The following is a 12,225-nucleotide window of genomic DNA, read 5'->3' on the forward strand; positions in this document are numbered from 1 at the left end:
GTCACCGGTCGGCTGGGCGAGTCATCGCGGGGCTGTGAGCGGTCCACGGTCGGCCGGGCGGGTCACTGTTGAGCCGAGGCCGCCCGTAGCAGTGTGTCGGCCAGGCCCTCCCTGCGGATGCGCTGGTCGATGTAGAGGAGTGACGTGATCAGCGGCACGAACACCGCGGCGAACAGCTGGACCAGGAGAGTGCCGGCCGCCGATATCGCCAGGGAGACGCCCAGGTCGGGCAGCATCTGCTCGAACACGGCCCGGGCGCTCTCGGGCTGCCCGGACGACGTGTCGTACGGCTGCATGGTCGGCGTGAAGAACATGAGCGGAAGCCGGACCATGTACGACATGGCGGCCGCCATCAGGCTGGCGAGCAGCGTGATCCCGAAGACCCGCCACCAGGCGCCGCGGACCAGCCGCGCAGAGCGGCGCAGCGCCGTCACCGGGGCCGCCGCCTCCAGTACGGCGGCCGCCGGCGCGAAGGAGAACAGGGTGTAGAGCCAGACCGCCACCGGCGCCGCGCCCAGGAGGAGCAGGAAGGCGATCCCGGCCGGCAGCGCCGACCAGGAGCTCAGCGCCAGGAGGGTGAGCGACACGAACACCGCCGCCACCAGCAGCATCGGCACCACCGCCACCAGGCCCTGCAACAGGGCCACACCGATGACCGAGGGAGTGCGGGGCCAGGCCCGCCGCCACACCGAACGGAACGTGGCGCGCCGGCCGAGTACCGCGTCGTGCACCGTCGCCACACAGGACGCCTGGACGAGGGCGGAGGCGACCATCAGGGCCAGCATGGCGAACACCCATACGGCGAGGAACGCGAACACCAGTGGCTGGACGTCGGCCCAGTGCACATCGCGGTGGTGGTCGATGAGCGCTTCCAGCCGGTCCCGTACGGCCGCGTAGGCGATGACTGCCGCGCCGGCGACCAGGGCGCCCAGCACGGCGTACGCGAGAGCGGCGAGGCCGAAGAGCGGCGCGGCGTAGCGGCGCATGGTGGCGAAGGCGCCGCCGAGGATGGACTCCACGCCGAGCGGCGCCAGGGGTATCACGCCCGGCTTGGGCGGGGGCGGCGGCGGTGCCCAGCCCCAGCCGCCCGGAGAGCCCCCGTACGGGCCCGATGGTCCCCACCCCGCTGTGTTCGACATCGCTTCCGCGCTCCGATGCTCCGGGAGTCCCAGGACTCCGCGCCCCCACTGTGATCGCGAACGATATCCCGTGCCGGGGCTTCGTCGCGCGGGGGTTCTCCGCACGGATGTGCGCGGTGCCGCGCACGGTGGCAGGACGTGTGCGGCGCACGACGGCGGGCCGTGATGTGTACGACCGTACGCATCGCTGTGTACACTCGTACGCATGGGATATGTCCTGCTGGCCGGCGCCATCACCGCGGAAGTGGCCGCCACGACGGCCATGAAGTACAGCGACGGCTTCAGCAGGCTGTGGCCCTCGCTGCTCACCGCCCTCGGTTACCTCGTCGCCTTCGCGCTGCTCGCCCAGACCCTGAAGACCGTCTCCGTCGGCACGGCGTACGCGATCTGGGCCGGGGCCGGCACCGCCGCCATCGCAGCGATCGGGATGGTGTTCCTGGGTGAGGGCATGAACCCCGCTAAGCTCGCCGGGATCGCGCTGATCATCTGCGGGGTCGTGGTGCTGAACATGGGCGGTGCGCACTGATGGCTGCGGGAGGCGGACGCTGATGCCTCGTCGTTACGACCCCGACCGGCGGCAGCGGATCATCGACGCGGCGATCCGCGTCGTGGGCGACAAGGGCATCGCCGGGCTCAGCCACCGTTCCGTCGCGGCCGAGGCCGATGTGCCGCTCGGCTCCACCACGTACCACTTCAAGACCCTCGACGACCTGATGGTCGCCGCGCTGCGCCAGGCCAACGAGGGCTTCGCCAAGGTGGTGGCCGCCCGCGGTCATCTGGAGGACCCGCGGGCCGACCTCGCCGGGGACATCGCCGCACTCATCGGCGACTGGCTGGCCGGGGACCGCACGGGGGTGGAGCTGGAGTACGAGCTCTACCTCGCCGCCCTGCGCCGCCCCGCTCTGCGCCCCGTCGCGGCCGAGTGCATCGACGGTTTCGCGGAAGCCGTCGCCCGCCGCACCGACCCGGTCACCGCGCGGGCGCTCGTCGCGCTCGTCGACGGGATCTGTCTACAGGTGCTGTTGACGGGGGCGCCGTACGACGAGGCGTACGCGCGCGAGCTGCTGGCGCGGCTCATTCCCTGAGCCGGATGTCCGGGGCGGGCCGTTGAGCCGGATGTCCGGGGCGGGCCCCTGAGCCGGATGTCCGGGTCCGGAGCGGCTGTTGGTGCCCCGTGCCTCCTTGCCGCCGTCGATCCGTTCCACGCCGCTGGTCCGTCCTGCGCCGTCGATCCGTCTAGTTGCCGTCGATCCGTGGAAACCGTGAACTCTTCGCCGCGCAGCGGGGAATAGGGGGTGACACGCTCGGCACGACACAACAGGGGGAGGCCTTGTGAGCGGACCACCGCCGTCCACGGCACGAGTGGACGACGATGCGGAGGTCGTCGCCCAGTCGCTGGAGCAACCGGAGCTGTTCGCCCGGCTCTACGACAGGTACGCACCCGACATCCACCGGTACGCGGCCCGGCGCCTGGGTGACGGCGCGGCGGACGACATCACCGCCGACACCTTCCTGACCGCCTTCCGCATCCGCTCCCGTTACGACCTGACGCGCACCAACGCGCGCCCCTGGCTGTACGGCATCGCGGGCAACCTCATCGGCAAGCAGCGGCGCGCCGAGGTGCGCGCGCTCAAGGCGCTGGCCCGCACCGGGCACGACCCCGTCGCCGCGTCCTGGGTCGAGGACACCGAGAGCAGGATCGCCGCACAGGGCCCGCTCGCCGGCGCCCTCGCCGCCCTGCCCGCCGGTGACCGGCATGTGCTGCTGCTCGTCGCCTGGGCCGACCTCACCTATCAGGAGGTCGCCCAGGCGCTGGACATCCCGGTGGGAACCGTCCGCTCCCGGCTCAACAGGGCGCGGCGCAAGGTACGTACGGCGCTGGGCGCGGACCCGGCGTTCGTGAGCGACGCGGCGGAGGTGGCATAGCCATGGACGAGATGACCCGGGTGCGCGAGCTGCGCGCCGACGCACCCACACCCGATCGCGGCCGGCTCGCGCCGGGGCGCATGCGGCTGGTCGAGGCGGCACGGACGGGGGAGAGGCGGCGCGCGGTCTGGGCACGGCGGGAGTTCGTGATCGCGGGAGTGGTCGCCGCGGTGACCGCCGTCGCCGTCACCGCGTCCGTGCTGGCCGACGGGGGCGACCAGGGGCGGAAGGCGTCGCCCGCGGTCTCCCCGAACCTGAACCTGAAGGGGCTGAGCGCCAGGGAGCTGCTGGAACGGGCGGCGACGGTGCTGGAGACACAACCGCCGGTGACCGTGCCGAAGGCCAAGCAGTGGATCTACACGAAGTCGATGTCCGAGGGGCAGGACCCCAAGCTCCTGAAGGAGATGGGCGAGGAGGCGTTCGTCCAGGAGAGCTGGATCCGGTACGACGGCAGCGCCTCCGCCCACCAGTTGCCCGGCAGGCACTCCGAGCTTCAGATCACCAAGATGCACTTGGAGAACGGCGGCGAGGGCGACGACCGCTCGCCGCGGGAGATGTACCGCTTCCTGTCCACCCTGCCGACCGACGGAGAGGGGGCGCTGAAGACCCTGCGGGAGAAGAACGCCATCGCCGACGGGAAGGAGTCCCAGGCGGCGGCGGACCGTACTGAGATCTTCGTGCTGCTCAGCGCCGACGTCATGCCGCCCAAGGGGCTGGCAGGGCTCTATCGCGCGCTGGCGACGCTGCCGGGCGGGAAGGTGACCGACCATCTCGTGAAGAACGCGGCCGGGCGCCGGGTGATCGCTCTGCACTACGGCGGGGACGGCATCGGGAGCGACGGCCAGGACTGGCTGCTCGACCCGCAGACGTTCCAGGTCGTCGGCCAGCGGCTGTACGCCCCCAAGGGCGGGGCGGACGGCGGCAAGGGCGAGGTGGCCGGCGGCAACTCGCTGATCACCAAGGCCGTGGTGGACAAGGCGGGCCGGCGCGGCTGACCCGCCGAGCACGGGCGGCCCGCGTCACGGGGGTGCGTGGGCCGCCCGGGTACGCCCGTTCCCTGAGACGCCCCGCGGACGAGTTCGCCCGCACGCCCCCCGGCCGGTTAGGTTTCCCTCATGACCGACACGACTGCTCCTCGTACCACCGGTGCCGCGGCCGCCGGGCTCGCCACCCTCGCCGCCGACGGAACCGTCCTCGACACCTGGTTCCCCGCTCCCGAACTCACCGCAGAGCCCGGCCCGGCCGGCACCGAACGGCTGTCCGCCGAGCGTGCCGTGGAGCTGCTCGGCGAGGGCGCCGCCAAGGCGCTCGGCCCGGACGCCCGCCGGGGCGTCGAGGTGGTCGCGGTCCGCACGGTCATCGCCTCGCTCGACGAGAAGCCGATCGACGCGCACGACGTCTACCTGCGTCTGCACCTGCTTTCCCACCGTCTGGTGCAGCCGCACGGCCAGAGCCTGGACGGCATGTTCGGCTTCCTCGCCAACGTCGCCTGGACCTCGCTCGGCCCGGTCGCCGTCGACGACGTCGAGAAGGTCCGCCTGAACGCGCGCGCCGAGGGCCTGCACCTCCAGGTGACGTCGATCGACAAGTTCCCGCGCATGACGGACTACGTCGCGCCGAAGGGCGTACGCATCGCGGACGCGGACCGGGTCCGCCTCGGCGCGCACCTCGCCGAGGGCACGACCGTCATGCACGAGGGCTTCGTGAACTTCAACGCGGGCACGCTCGGCACGTCGATGGTCGAGGGCCGTATCTCGGCCGGTGTCGTGGTCGGCGACGGCTCGGACATCGGCGGCGGCGCCTCCACCATGGGCACGCTCTCCGGCGGCGGAAACGTGCGCATCACGATCGGCGAGCGCTGCCTGGTCGGCGCCGAGGCCGGCGTCGGCATCGCGCTCGGCGACGAGTGCGTCGTCGAAGCCGGCCTGTACGTCACCGCGGGCACCCGCGTCACCATGCCCGACGGCCAGATCGTCAAGGCCCGCGAACTCTCCGGCGCCTCGAACATCCTCTTCCGCCGCAACTCGGTCACGGGCGCGGTCGAGGCCCGCCCGAACAACGCGGTCTGGGGCGGCCTGAACGAGATCCTGCACAGCCACAACTGATCACCGGCGGCCGTGACCCGCGGCCGCCTGATTGATCAACGCTCTGACCTGCTGCTGAGCTGTCGGCAGTGGTCGACGTTGGTCATCGTTGAGCGCCCTTCCACGGCCCTAGGACGGCCAGGGAGGGCGCTCGTGCGTTGGGGAGAGGCTCCTGCCTTGTAAGGGCGGGTGTGCGAGGTGGCGATGGAGCGCAGGCCACTCCGGGTTCGGCAAGCCCCCAGCTCGGCGGAGTCTCTGGACTGCCGCGAACCGTCGTTGACCGTGGTTGACCGCCCGATGTGGCACGGCTGTGGCACGCGCCGCCTCGGTCTTGGAGCCCAAGTAAGGTCTCCCCTGGAACGACCTGAACGGCAGGGGGGGCTATGTCGGGACAACTGTTCACCTTGGTAGGTGTGCTTGTCGGCGCGGCAGCGTCTTACGCAGGCGGAGCTCTGATGGAGAGATTGCGATGGCACCGCCAGCTCTCGACGCGATGGGACGAACGCCGTCTGGAGTCCTATCTTCGGTACGCCGACGCGATCAAGAGATTCACCTCCTTGGCAGGGCGTCTGGCGGCAGGCAAGGGGCTGTTCGATCTCCCTCAGCCACTCGCACAGGAAACTGGGTTGGAGATGCTGGCGGACGCCGAACTTGAACGCGGTTACGCGTTCGAGGCTGTTCTTCTCATGGGAGACTCCGGAACCATTGCGGCGGCCAGGGCACTACAGCGCCAGGCTTGGGTGCTGGAGCACTTCGCTCGTGACCAGCGCTCGGGAACATCAGAGGACTGGGCGCAGGCACTCAGGCAATTTCAGGAGAAGCGTGATGCGTTCTACCTCGCCGCGCGCAAGAGCTTGGGCGTATCCGCAGAGTTTCGACTGCGGACTGAGGACCCAGCCATCCTGGGGCCAGACCCGCGGCAAATGTAGAGGTCGGCGGAGCGGCTTTGGGCGGGAGCTGCCATGGGGCGAGTGATCATGGTCCCTTGAGCTTCCGGCGAGGCGGGCAGTCTGTGGACCTGCCCTGAGCGAGTACCTCGGCCACCATGGCCCGGCCTTCACGCTCCGCACCTACACGCGTCTGATGCCGTCGAGCGAGGCTCGGACTCGGGTCGCCGTGGATCGCGTGTTCCGCGGGCAGGACGTAACCTACGACGGCCCCGCGACGGCCCAGGGCGCAGGCTGACGGCCTGACCTGCTGCGACATCAGAACAGCCACAACTGAACCGGCGTACCGGCACGAGCGACGCCGGCGTATCGAGCGCCCTCCCGCGGCATTCCGTCCGCGGGAGGGCGTTTCGCTGTGCGCTTCCGGTCGCGCGCCGGTGTGCGGTCAGCGGCGGATCGTCGCCGCGAACTCCGCCAGTACCGTGAAGTCGGGCTCGCGCAGCCCGAGCCGCGGGCTGACGTGGCGCAGCAGCGCGGGGCCGGGATGGTGCGCGGCCACATACGCCTCGTCCGCCGGGCTGTGTTCGTCGTCCACCCAGGCGAAGGGCCGCTCGCCGGCGTGGGCGACCAGCGCCTCGGTCTTCCAGTGGACCCCGTCGGGGCGCTGCGAGAAGAGGCCGGTGCCGAAGTCGACGTAGGGCAGGTCGGGAAGGCCGATGACCGGCCCGATCCAGCGGTTCGCGGCGTCCATCCACGTGGTGGCCCAGCACAGTTCGTAGTCGAGGGCGAGCAGTGCCCGGCCGTGGTCGGGATGGAGCCAGACCCGTAGCGGGCGCCCGGGGGTCAGGGCCACCCGGATCGTCGTGTAGCCGTCGGGCCGGCGTTCCGGCTGGGCCGCGTACGGGTTGAGGGGGCCGTCGACGTCCAGGTACAGCAGCGGTCGGCTCACCTCGCCAACGTACGCCAGGAGCGGGCGGGGCCGGGGGGAATTTCTGCGGGTGAGAGGCATAGCGGCAGGCCTGTGCACGCGTCACAAGGAGCACAGGGGCCGGGCACAGAGTCCGCCGGGGAAGAGAAGGTGACGATGGATGCCGCAGGGCAGGAGAGTTTCCGGGAGTTCGTGGCGAACCGGTCGTCCGCGCTGCTGAAGACGGCCGTGCTCCTCAGCGGCGGGGACCGGCACGCCGCCGAGGACCTGCTGCAGAACGCGCTGATCAAGGCGGCCGACCGGTGGAGCCGGATCGACGAACCGGAGGCGTACGTCCGGCAGGTCCTCTACCGGCAGCAGGTCAGCCGCTGGCGGCTGAAGTGGCGGCGCAGGGAGCTGAGCGTCGCCGAGCCGCCGGAGGCGAGTACGGGCCCGGACGCCGCCTCCGCCGCCGAGCTGCGGCTCGTGATGCGCGGCGCGCTCGCCCGGCTGACCGCCCGGCAGCGCACCGTGCTCGTCCTGCGCTACTTCGAGGATTTGCCGGAGGCCGACGTGGCCCGGATCCTGGGGTGCTCCGTGGGGACCGTACGGTCCACGACGCACCGCTCGCTGGCCCGGCTGCGCACCCTCGCGCCCGAACTGGCGGCACTGGGCCCGGCCGACGCCGAGCAGGAGCCGTCCCGTGACTACTCGCCCGTGGAGGTGCGTCCGTGAACGTCGATGAACTGGTGCGGGACGCCTTCCGTGAGCAGGCCGCGGACCACATGCCCGCGCCCCCCTACTTCGCCGAACGGGTGCTGGCCGTCCGGCGCCGCCGCCGCACCCGCAGGCTCGCGTCCGTCGCCGTGGCCACCGCCGCCGCGGTCGCCGTCGGAGTGGCCGTCCCCCTCCTGGGCGGCGGCGGGGACGATGTGCGGCCCGCGAGCGAGATCAACCAGAGCGACATCATCGGGCACCCGGACCAGTCCCCGCCGAAGGGCATGATCGCGGCGGGTGACACGGTGCTGGCCGCGTTCTACGTCTACAAGAACGTCAAGCAGCCGAACGGCGACAGCGTCACCACGCGGGTGTACGGACTCCTCGACCAGAACACGGGCACGTACCGGAAGACCAAGTGGGCCTTCCTGGATGTCGCGCCCGGCACCCGTACCGCCGCCGTGCTGGAGGGCGAGTTGCCCGCGAAGCGCATCGGGCTGCTCGACATGATCACCGGCAAGGTGGACCGCTGGATTCCGATGGACCGGGGCGTCGGGGGTGTCTCCTTCTCGCCGGACGGCAAGAAGCTCGTCGCCACGACGTACAGCAAGAACCCCGACCGCAACTTCGCCGACCACAAGCAGAACGTCAACGGCAAGGAGGTACCGGGGCCCGTGCAGAGCCGGACCGGGTTCGCCGTCGTGGACGTGGCCTCGGGCAAGTCCGACTGGCACAAGGCATCGGACAAGCCGGACGAGATGGGCTGGTTCGGCAACTCCCGCGAGGACTTCGACTGGAGCCATGACGGCACGCTGGTCTACGCGAACAGGGCGATGAAGCCGTACCGCGAGTACTACGGTCTGGACGGGGCCGAGGCCAAGTGGCCGGCCGACGAGAAGTACCTCACCTACGTCGAGGCGGGCCTCTCGCCCGACGGGAAACTGGCGGCGGGGGATTTCGCCGGCGACGGCAAGGAGATCGCCGCCGCGATCGACGACCCGAAGACCGGCAAGCGCGTCGCCAAGGTTCCGGGGCAGCAGCTCCTCGCCTGGGCCGACAACAAGCGCCTCATCGCCTGGGGCTGCGACCCCAAGAAGTGCTCCGGCAAGGGCGAGTTCCGCAACCAGCTGCTCCTGGTGACCATCGGCACCGACAAGGTCGTACCGCTGAGCGACTTCCGCAAGGCGAGCGACGACTACCCCGGCCGGTGGACCCCGCTGTTCAGCTCACGCTGACCAACTCCTCGTACAGCGCCAGCAGCCCGTCGGCCGTCTCCCGGCCGGCGGGCCGCAGCGGTGCCCGGACCGGGCCCGAGGGCAGGCCGAGCCGGCCGAGCAGGGCCTTCGACGTGACCGTGCCCGGCAGGCCGGCCGCCATCATCGACTCGATGAGCGGAACGGCCCGTTGCTGGAGACGGGCCGCGAGAGCCGGGTCGCCCGCGTCGAACGCGTCGAGAATCGACCGGAAGTGGCCGGGCGCCACATTCGCCACCGTGCTCACATATCCGGCCCCGCCGCTCGCGTACAGCGCGAGGACGTACTCGTCGCAGCCCGTGTAGTACGCCAACTCCGTGCGGGCCAGCACCTTCTGGGTGCCGAGGAGGTCGTACGCGCAGTCCTTGACCGCCACGATCCGGGGATGTTCCGCGAGCCGGATCATCGTGGCCGGCTCGATGCGTGTGCCGGTGCGGCCGGGGATGTCGTACAGGACGAGCGGCAGCCCGGAGGCGTCGGCGATGTCCCGGAAGTGTGCCTCGACCGCCTCCTGCGGGGGCCGGCTGTAGTACGGGGTGACCACCAGCAGGCCGTCCGCGCCCGCCTTCTCGGCCTCCAGGGCCAGCTCCACGGTGTGCCGTGTGTCGGCCGTGCCGACGCCCGCCACGATCGACGCCCGGTCGCCGACCGCCTCGCGCACCGCCCGCACCAGCGCGGACTTCTCGGCGTCCGTCGTGGTCGGCGACTCGCCCGTGGTGCCGGACAGGACCAGCCCGTCACAGCCCTCGGAGACCAGCCGGTCGGCGAGCCGCCGCGCGCCGTCGAGGTCGAGCGTGCCCGCCGCGGTGAAGGGCGTGATCATCGCGCAGAGCGCACGGCCGAAGGGAGCGGTTCCCTGTGCGGTTCCTTGTGTGGTCATACGGTCAGTCTCGGCAGCCCGACCGTGAAGCTCCACTTAATTCTGCTACGGGATAGGGGAGAGGAACGCTACGAGAACCTCCGGGAACCCACGGGAACCTACGGGGACCTACGGGAACCTCAGCGGGAGTCCGGGACCACGGTCCCGCGAGGAATGCCCTAGTGCCAAACGGGACTTCATGGGTCACCATGGCCGGGACGGTCACCAACAGCGGGAGGCGTCATGAAGTTGGGCAAGGCAGTCGCGACCGGGGTCGCCCAGGAGCGGCCGGGCGCGCACGAAGAGGAGACGGAACTCCAAGTCGCCGAAGCCGTCGAGGAGTTGGAGGCATCCGCTCCCGAAGAGGTCCCGGTCGCGCGATGAGACTGCGGCTCCCCGAGGAACGCCCGACGGAGCCGCCGACCGGATACAAGATCGCCCACCCGGTGCTGTCCCAGGACGGCACCCGGGTCGGGTTCACCGGCGTCTCGCTGGGCGGCGCACTGCCGTACGGGGTCCTCGACGAGGCCCGCTGCGTCTACGGGCTGCGGCACCGGGCGCCGCACCGCCGCTGTGACTGCGGCTTCCACTGCGTTCACGACCGCACGGAGGCCGAGGCACTGCTGTGCACCGCCGAGCACCGGGCGGCCGTCCTGCTCGAGGTCTCCGTGCTCGGCGCCTACATCCGCTTCGAACGCGGCTTCCGGTACGCCCGCCAGCGGGTGCGCACCGCGACCCTCGGGCCCTGCGGCTGCGGGGCGGTGGCGGCGGCACTGGCCGACGCCGGCTGGGGGCGGCCGGGCTGGCGCGCACTGACCGCCGCGTGCGCGGGGTGCGTACGCGGTCGTACGTCCCTGTCGCCCGCCGCCTTCGCCCGACTGGCCGGAGAGGGGCTGCGGGTGCGGGCCGGCAGCGGTGTCGCCGAGCAGCCCGCCGGCCTCGGAGTCTCCGAACTCGTCGCCGAGGCCGCGCTGCTCCAGGCGCGACTCGACTGGTTCCAGACCCAGTTGGCGCAGCTCGACGAACGGGGTTCGCAGGGGTAGGCGGCGCCGGTCCGGGTACCCGGGTGTCCCGAAGAGAGAGGAGGCGGGACACCGTGACCGGGACCATGGACACCAGGCCGCCCGTGTCCGGCGAGCACCACTCCGTGGGCGAACTCGTCGGACAGGCCGCGGAACAGCTCTCCCTGCTGGTACGGCAGGAAGTGAGCCTGGCCAAGGAGGAGCTGGCCGAGAAGGGGCGCCGGGCCGGGCGCGGCGGCGGGCTGCTCGGCGCGGCGGGTGCCGTCGCGTACGTCGGGGTGATGGCCCTGGCCGCCACGGGCGTCGCCGCGCTCTCACTGACGCTGCCGGTCTGGGCCGCGGCGCTCATCGTCACGGCGGTGCTCTTCGCCGTCGCGAGCGTCCTGGCCGCGGTCGGCCGCGGCCAGTTGCGCCGCGCCGCGCCGCCCACTCCCGAGCAGACGCTCGACAGCGTCAGGGCCGACGTCGACGAGATCAAGGAAAGGGCGCACCGATGACGGACGACAGCACGGGAGCGGAGACCGCGAAGGCGACGGGCGCGGAGACGACGCCCGGAGCGGGCGCTGCGGGCGTGGCGGGCGAGAAGGCCGCGAACGCCAAGAAGGCGGGAGCCGGGGCGGCGCAGACCGGGACGAGCGCGGGCGCCGCGAAGGTGCCGGGCGCGGCTGCGGCCGGTGAGAAGGCCGTGGGGCGGAAGAAGGCGGCAGCCGGGGACGCCGGGGCGGCCGCGGCCGAGAAGGCCGCGGACACCGTGAGCGGTGCCGGCGCGGCGCGCGCCGGGGCCGGGCCGGGCGCTGGTGACGGTGCCGATGCCGCACGGGCCGCCGGGGCCGAGGGGCCGCAGGAGCTGCGGCGGCAGATCGCCGAGACGCGGAGCCAACTCGGCGACACCGTCGAGGAACTGGCGGCGAAGGCGGATGTGAAGGGCCGGGCCCGGGCGCGCGCCGCGGACCTCAGGGACCGGGCGGGCGCGCTGACGGTCCAGTTGCGCAGTACGGCCGCGCACGCCGGTCACATCGCCCAGGACAGGGCGGTCCGGGCCGGGCACACCGTGCAGGGCACCGCGGGCCGGGCCGGGGGTGCCGTACGGGACACCGTGCCGGGGCCCGTGAAGACGGCCGCCACCGCGGTCGTCCAGGCCGGTCTGCGCCATCGCCGGCCGGTGCTGATCGCCGGCGCCGGCGCGGGCGCGCTGGTCGCGGCCGGCCTGCTGCGACGGCGGCAGGGCGGACGCCACTGACCCGACAGGGCGCCCGGCGGGGCGGACACCCGAACGCGCCGTCGGTGGCGGGACCGGAAACCGGTTCCGCCACCGACGGCGTCCGCGCTCGGTGGACGAAGAGCCCGGCCCCCCGGACGACGGGGCCGGGCTCTTCCGCGTGCAGTCCGCGTGGTGTCCGTCTGGTGTCCGCCTGGGGTCCGTGTCGGGCG

At 72.1% G+C, this 12,225-nt stretch carries 15 protein-coding genes and 1 pseudogene; 13 read left to right on the top strand and 3 right to left on the bottom strand.

The window, feature by feature from the left end; translation table 11 throughout:
- Positions 1 to 62: 62 nt before the first annotated feature.
- The gene (locus GTY58_RS32925) at positions 63 to 1,139 is read right to left on the bottom strand and encodes a hypothetical protein (RefSeq protein ID WP_010987734.1); all 1,077 of its coding nucleotides are present in this window, start codon (positions 1,137 to 1,139) and stop codon (positions 63 to 65) included.
- A 205-nt stretch (positions 1,140 to 1,344) separates the two neighbouring features.
- Here GTY58_RS32925 and GTY58_RS32930 point away from each other — a divergent pair, with 205 nt between their 5' ends.
- From GTY58_RS32930 to GTY58_RS41040, 7 genes and pseudogenes are all read left to right on the top strand, one after another.
- On the top strand, positions 1,345 to 1,665 hold the full coding sequence (locus tag GTY58_RS32930; protein WP_010987735.1) for a multidrug efflux SMR transporter: 321 nt from the start codon (positions 1,345 to 1,347) through the stop codon (positions 1,663 to 1,665).
- Between the two features lie 22 nt (positions 1,666 to 1,687).
- Complete coding sequence (locus tag GTY58_RS32935) at positions 1,688 to 2,224, top strand: TetR family transcriptional regulator (RefSeq protein WP_010987736.1); 537 nt, start codon at positions 1,688 to 1,690, stop codon at positions 2,222 to 2,224.
- 247 nt (positions 2,225 to 2,471) lie between these two features.
- Positions 2,472 to 3,065, top strand: coding sequence for a sigma-70 family RNA polymerase sigma factor (locus GTY58_RS32940; RefSeq protein ID WP_010987737.1), 594 nt, complete (start codon positions 2,472 to 2,474; stop codon positions 3,063 to 3,065).
- 2 nt (positions 3,066 to 3,067) lie between these two features.
- Positions 3,068 to 4,060, top strand: a complete 993-nt coding sequence (locus GTY58_RS32945; protein WP_010987738.1) for a CU044_5270 family protein — start codon at positions 3,068 to 3,070, stop codon at positions 4,058 to 4,060.
- Positions 4,061 to 4,180: 120 nt separating this feature from the next.
- The gene (gene dapD, locus GTY58_RS32950; protein WP_010987739.1) at positions 4,181 to 5,170 is read left to right on the top strand and encodes a 2,3,4,5-tetrahydropyridine-2,6-dicarboxylate N-succinyltransferase; all 990 of its coding nucleotides are present in this window, start codon (positions 4,181 to 4,183) and stop codon (positions 5,168 to 5,170) included.
- Positions 5,171 to 5,532: 362 nt separating this feature from the next.
- Positions 5,533 to 6,078 (top strand): hypothetical protein, encoded by a 546-nt coding sequence (locus tag GTY58_RS32955; RefSeq protein ID WP_137951731.1) that lies wholly within the window; start codon positions 5,533 to 5,535, stop codon positions 6,076 to 6,078.
- A gap of 91 nt (positions 6,079 to 6,169) precedes the next feature.
- Positions 6,170 to 6,334, top strand: a pseudogene (locus tag GTY58_RS41040) (site-specific integrase); the annotation flags it as partial.
- 147 nt (positions 6,335 to 6,481) lie between these two features.
- Here the strand turns inward: GTY58_RS41040 and GTY58_RS32960 are convergent.
- On the bottom strand, positions 6,482 to 6,985 hold the full coding sequence (locus GTY58_RS32960) for a hypothetical protein (protein WP_037646851.1): 504 nt from the start codon (positions 6,983 to 6,985) through the stop codon (positions 6,482 to 6,484).
- Positions 6,986 to 7,120: 135 nt separating this feature from the next.
- Between GTY58_RS32960 and GTY58_RS32965 the strand changes: the two genes are divergently transcribed.
- Both GTY58_RS32965 and GTY58_RS32970 read left to right on the top strand, forming a co-directional pair.
- Entirely contained in the window at positions 7,121 to 7,678 is a 558-nt protein-coding gene (locus GTY58_RS32965; RefSeq protein ID WP_037646960.1) for a SigE family RNA polymerase sigma factor, read from the top strand.
- Complete coding sequence (locus GTY58_RS32970) at positions 7,675 to 8,895, top strand: hypothetical protein (protein WP_010987742.1); 1,221 nt, start codon at positions 7,675 to 7,677, stop codon at positions 8,893 to 8,895. The genes GTY58_RS32965 and GTY58_RS32970 overlap by 4 nt, the downstream gene beginning before the upstream one ends.
- Here the strand turns inward: GTY58_RS32970 and dapA are convergent.
- Positions 8,882 to 9,793 (bottom strand): 4-hydroxy-tetrahydrodipicolinate synthase, encoded by a 912-nt coding sequence (gene dapA, locus GTY58_RS32975; RefSeq protein WP_042493831.1) that lies wholly within the window; start codon positions 9,791 to 9,793, stop codon positions 8,882 to 8,884. The genes GTY58_RS32970 and dapA overlap by 14 nt on opposite strands.
- 222 nt (positions 9,794 to 10,015) lie before the next feature.
- Here dapA and GTY58_RS39880 point away from each other — a divergent pair, with 222 nt between their 5' ends.
- The 4 genes from GTY58_RS39880 to GTY58_RS39885 all read left to right on the top strand — a co-directional run bounded on the left by GTY58_RS39880 (position 10,016) and on the right by GTY58_RS39885 (position 12,034).
- Positions 10,016 to 10,156 (top strand): hypothetical protein, encoded by a 141-nt coding sequence (locus GTY58_RS39880; protein ID WP_167544205.1) that lies wholly within the window; start codon positions 10,016 to 10,018, stop codon positions 10,154 to 10,156.
- Complete coding sequence (locus GTY58_RS32980) at positions 10,153 to 10,815, top strand: hypothetical protein (RefSeq protein ID WP_037646852.1); 663 nt, start codon at positions 10,153 to 10,155, stop codon at positions 10,813 to 10,815. Before GTY58_RS39880 ends, GTY58_RS32980 begins: the two co-directional genes overlap by 4 nt.
- Positions 10,816 to 10,868: 53 nt before the next feature.
- Entirely contained in the window at positions 10,869 to 11,291 is a 423-nt protein-coding gene (locus GTY58_RS32985; RefSeq protein WP_037646854.1) for a phage holin family protein, read from the top strand.
- Positions 11,292 to 11,641: 350 nt separating this feature from the next.
- On the top strand, positions 11,642 to 12,034 hold the full coding sequence (locus tag GTY58_RS39885; RefSeq protein ID WP_202498571.1) for a DUF3618 domain-containing protein: 393 nt from the start codon (positions 11,642 to 11,644) through the stop codon (positions 12,032 to 12,034).
- Positions 12,035 to 12,225 lie beyond the last annotated feature (191 nt).

Origin of the sequence: Streptomyces sp. SID5469 (genome assembly GCF_009862865.1) — a bacterium.
Lineage (GTDB): Bacteria > Actinomycetota > Actinomycetes > Streptomycetales > Streptomycetaceae > Streptomyces > Streptomyces avermitilis.

What these genes read in the sequence shown, in the direction of transcription:
- dapA (WP_042493831.1), bottom strand. Translation starts at nt 9,793, where the DNA reads ATGACCACACAAGGAACCGCACAGGGAACCGCTCCCTTCGGCCGTGCG.
- GTY58_RS32935 (WP_010987736.1), top strand. Translation starts at nt 1,688, where the DNA reads ATGCCTCGTCGTTACGACCCCGACCGGCGGCAGCGGATCATCGACGCG.
- GTY58_RS32955 (WP_137951731.1), top strand. Translation starts at nt 5,533, where the DNA reads ATGTCGGGACAACTGTTCACCTTGGTAGGTGTGCTTGTCGGCGCGGCA.
- GTY58_RS32980 (WP_037646852.1), top strand. Translation starts at nt 10,153, where the DNA reads ATGAGACTGCGGCTCCCCGAGGAACGCCCGACGGAGCCGCCGACCGGA.
- GTY58_RS32965 (WP_037646960.1), top strand. Translation starts at nt 7,121, where the DNA reads ATGGATGCCGCAGGGCAGGAGAGTTTCCGGGAGTTCGTGGCGAACCGG.
- GTY58_RS39880 (WP_167544205.1), top strand. Translation starts at nt 10,016, where the DNA reads ATGAAGTTGGGCAAGGCAGTCGCGACCGGGGTCGCCCAGGAGCGGCCG.
- GTY58_RS32945 (WP_010987738.1), top strand. Translation starts at nt 3,068, where the DNA reads ATGGACGAGATGACCCGGGTGCGCGAGCTGCGCGCCGACGCACCCACA.
- dapD (WP_010987739.1), top strand. Translation starts at nt 4,181, where the DNA reads ATGACCGACACGACTGCTCCTCGTACCACCGGTGCCGCGGCCGCCGGG.
- GTY58_RS32925 (WP_010987734.1), bottom strand. Translation starts at nt 1,139, where the DNA reads ATGTCGAACACAGCGGGGTGGGGACCATCGGGCCCGTACGGGGGCTCT.
- GTY58_RS32930 (WP_010987735.1), top strand. Translation starts at nt 1,345, where the DNA reads ATGGGATATGTCCTGCTGGCCGGCGCCATCACCGCGGAAGTGGCCGCC.